Source organism: Streptomyces sp. WELS2, from assembly GCF_013870595.1.
In the GTDB taxonomy this organism is placed as follows: Bacteria; Actinomycetota; Actinomycetes; order Streptomycetales; family Streptomycetaceae; genus Streptomyces.
Genome location: NZ_JACBWZ010000757.1, coordinates 1 through 2,950, shown reverse-complemented (window position 1 = coordinate 2,950; position 2,950 = coordinate 1). Strand labels below are relative to the sequence as shown.

Sequence of the window (2,950 nt, the reverse complement as noted above, 5' to 3'; positions counted from 1 at the left end):
ACCCGGCGGTGACGTACCCCGCCTGCAATCCGTACCGCACCTGATCCGGCGGTGCCGGCCCGCGCCGTCGTGCGGCCGTCCTAGGCGGAGGCTTCCGTCAGCTTCGCGAGCTCCGCGTCCGTCAGCTTCAGCTCCGCCACGCCGAGCAGCGCCGGGAGCTGCTCCGGCGTGCGGGCGGAGGCGAGCGGGGCGGTGACCGTCGGCTGGGCGGCCAGCCAGGCCAGGGCGACGGTGGCGACCGGGGCCTCGTGGGCGGCGGCGACCTCGTCCAGGGCCGCCAGCACCTTCTGCCCGCGCTCGGAGCCCACGTAGTCCTGGACCCGGTCGACGCGGGCGCTGTCCACCTTCGCGCCGGGCCGGTACTTGCCGGTCAGGAAGCCCGAGGCCAGCGCGAAGTACGGGATGGCGGACAGACCCTCGGCGGCGGCGAGTTCCTGGAGCGGGCCCTCGTAGCTGTCGCGGGAGACCAGGTTGTAGTGCGGCTGGACGGCGACGTAGCGGGCCAGGCCCTCGCGGTCGGAGAACTCCAGGGACGCGCGCAGGCGCTCGGCGCCGATGTTGGAGGCGGCGATGTGCCGGACCTTGCCGGCCTTCACCAGGTCGTCCAGCGCGCCGATGATCTCCTCGACCGGGACCTCGGGCTGGTCGAAGTGGGTGTAGTAGAGGTCGATGTAGTCGGTGCCCAGGCGGCGCAGCGAGGCGTCGGCGGCGGCCTTGATGTTCGCGGCGGACAGGCCCTGGAACTCGGGGTGCTGGCTGACCTTCGTCGCGATGATCACGTCGGAGCGGTTGCCGCGGGCCTTGAGCCACGCGCCGAGGATGGTCTCGGACTCGCCGCCCTTGTTGCCCTCGACCCAGGCCGAGTACACGTCGGCGGTGTCGATGAAGTTGCCGCCGGCCGCGGTGTAGGCGTCGAGGACGGCGAAGGAGGTCTGCTCGTCGGCCGTCCAGCCGAAGACGTTGCCGCCCAGGGCGAGCGGGAAGACCTCGAGGTCGGAGGAGCCGAGTTTACGAAGTGACGTCATACGCCATGCCAACGCCGGTGTGGGCCGATACCATCCCGCCGCCGGCGCCGATTTTCGGGGCTTCCGGTCTTCCGGTCCTCGGGGCGGGGATCAGGGGGTGAGGCCCTTGTCGCGCAGCCACGCCATCGGGTCGATGCCGGTGGGCGCGCCGTCGGGGTGGACCTCCAGGTGCAGGTGCGGGCCGGTGACGTTGCCGGTGGCGCCGACGCGGCCGATGACCTCTCCGGTGGCGACCTTCTGGCCGGCCGTGACGTTGATCGAGGACTGGTGGCAGAACCACAGCTCGGTGCCGTCGTCCAGGGTCAGGATGGTGCGGTAGCCATAGGCGCCGGCCCAGCCCGCCTCGGTGATCGTGCCGCTGTGCACGGCCTTGATCAGGGTGCCGGTGGGGGCGGCGAAGTCCAGGCCGGTGTGGTGGCCGGAGGACCACATCGAGCCGGCCTGCCCGAACGTCGAGGTGATCGTGTACGAGGAGGTGGGCAGCGCGTACTGCTTGGCCAGCTCGGCCAGCCGCTTCTGCTCGGCCGCCTTCTTGGCCTCGGCCGCCGCCTTCGCGGCCTGCGCCTCCGCCTTCTCCTTGGCGGCGGCGGCCTTCGCGGCGGCCTGCTGCTCGGCCTGGGCCGCGGCCTCGGCGGTCTGCTTCTCGGCGGCGGCGATCGCGGCGGCGGCGGCCTTGCTGTCGGCCTGGCCCTGCTGCTGCTCGGCCTGCGCCATGATCCGGTTGCGCAGCACCTCGCCCGCGTCGGCGCTGTCCTGGCCGGCGTCGGAGGCCACGGCGACGGTGCTGAGCGTGGCGGCGGCCTCGGCGGGCCGGTCGTCGCCGGAGCCGTCCTGGAAGAGGGAGCCGACCGAGGGCAGGTCCGGCATGGAGATGGAGACCGGCGGCTTGCCGGTGTTGGCGCTGGCCATGCCGCCCGCGCCGACCGCGGCCATGACGCCGACGCCGAGGACGGTGGAGCTGCGCGCGAAGCCGCCGCGCTGCTTGGCGACCCGGTGCCGGCCGCGGACCGGGGCGACGGAGTCCTCGGTGGGGTTCCACTCCTCCCACGGGCCCTCGTCGGCTCGGTAGGCGCCGTACCCGAAGGTCTCGGGCTCGGGCTCGGGCTGTGCCGGTATGGACGGGGCTTCGGGGCCGGGCCGGTTGGACGCCACGGGGGCGTGCTCCTTTCCTTCCTCCGCCTACCGGGTTAGCTGACGGGTTCGGAGCAGGAAGGTCTCCTACGCGCGTATACCGGTCGTGGACTCGCGTGAGTACACGGCGGTATCCGCGTGATTCACCCCAAAGTGGTGGTTCCCCGGTTCCCTCGCGGGATTCGGCGCGTGCGCACGGAGCCGCCTCTTGTGACGGCTGGGACGACCGCGCTGCGTTATCGAACGTTAATAGACCTGACAGTGACTTTCCAAGCCGGTCCCCTTGATCATTAACGTTTTAACCGGTGGAGATATCAGCAACTATCCCGTCACAGGGGGCAAATTGACCGCCAGTCAGCGCCGGTCAGCAGTCACTGTCGATTTTGATGGTGACTCAGTTGTTATGCGTGCGCGCTCGCCCGGTCACCTTGCGTGACGCCCGCGAGGCCCCGTCCGGGGGCCCGCCGAGGGGCCCGCGGAAACCGGTGTGCGAACCGTCCCGCGGATGACGTACACTGGAGTCACAACGACGCGGGGTGGAGCAGCTCGGTAGCTCGCTGGGCTCATAACCCAGAGGTCGCAGGTTCAAATCCTGTCCCCGCTACTGAAGGCCCAGGGCCCGGAATCCCAAGGATTCCGGGCCCTGGGTGTATACCCCCGGGTTCTCAGCCCGGCAGAAGGTGGGCGTTCGGCGCCTTCGCCGCCTCCTCCAGCTCCGGCAGTACGACGACCCGCGCCCCCGCCGCCGTCAGCACCCCCGTCCCGTCGGCCGCCTCGACGAACGTGTCCGGCTC

At 71.3% G+C, this 2,950-nt stretch carries 2 protein-coding genes, 1 tRNA gene, 1 pseudogene and 1 riboswitch; of the genes and pseudogenes, 1 reads left to right on the top strand and 3 read right to left on the bottom strand.

Annotation, left to right across the window (positions count from 1 at the left end; all coding sequences use genetic code 11):
- Window positions 1-80: 80 nt before the first annotated feature.
- Entirely contained in the window at window positions 81-1,025 is a 945-nt protein-coding gene (locus H5J33_RS29350) for an aldo/keto reductase (protein ID WP_181797836.1), read from the bottom strand.
- Between the two features lie 90 nt (window positions 1,026-1,115).
- Window positions 1,116-2,177, bottom strand: coding sequence for a M23 family metallopeptidase (locus H5J33_RS29345; protein ID WP_181797835.1), 1,062 nt, complete (start codon window positions 2,175-2,177; stop codon window positions 1,116-1,118).
- A 7-nt stretch (window positions 2,178-2,184) separates the two neighbouring features.
- Window positions 2,185-2,354: riboswitch (cyclic di-AMP (ydaO/yuaA leader) on the bottom strand.
- A gap of 332 nt (window positions 2,355-2,686) precedes the next feature.
- Between H5J33_RS29345 and H5J33_RS29340 the strand changes: the two genes are divergently transcribed.
- Window positions 2,687-2,760, top strand: a tRNA-Met gene (locus H5J33_RS29340).
- A 61-nt stretch (window positions 2,761-2,821) separates the two neighbouring features.
- Here H5J33_RS29340 and H5J33_RS37885 read toward each other — a convergent pair.
- Window positions 2,822-2,950 (bottom strand): annotated as a pseudogene (locus tag H5J33_RS37885) (5-amino-6-(5-phosphoribosylamino)uracil reductase); the annotation flags it as partial.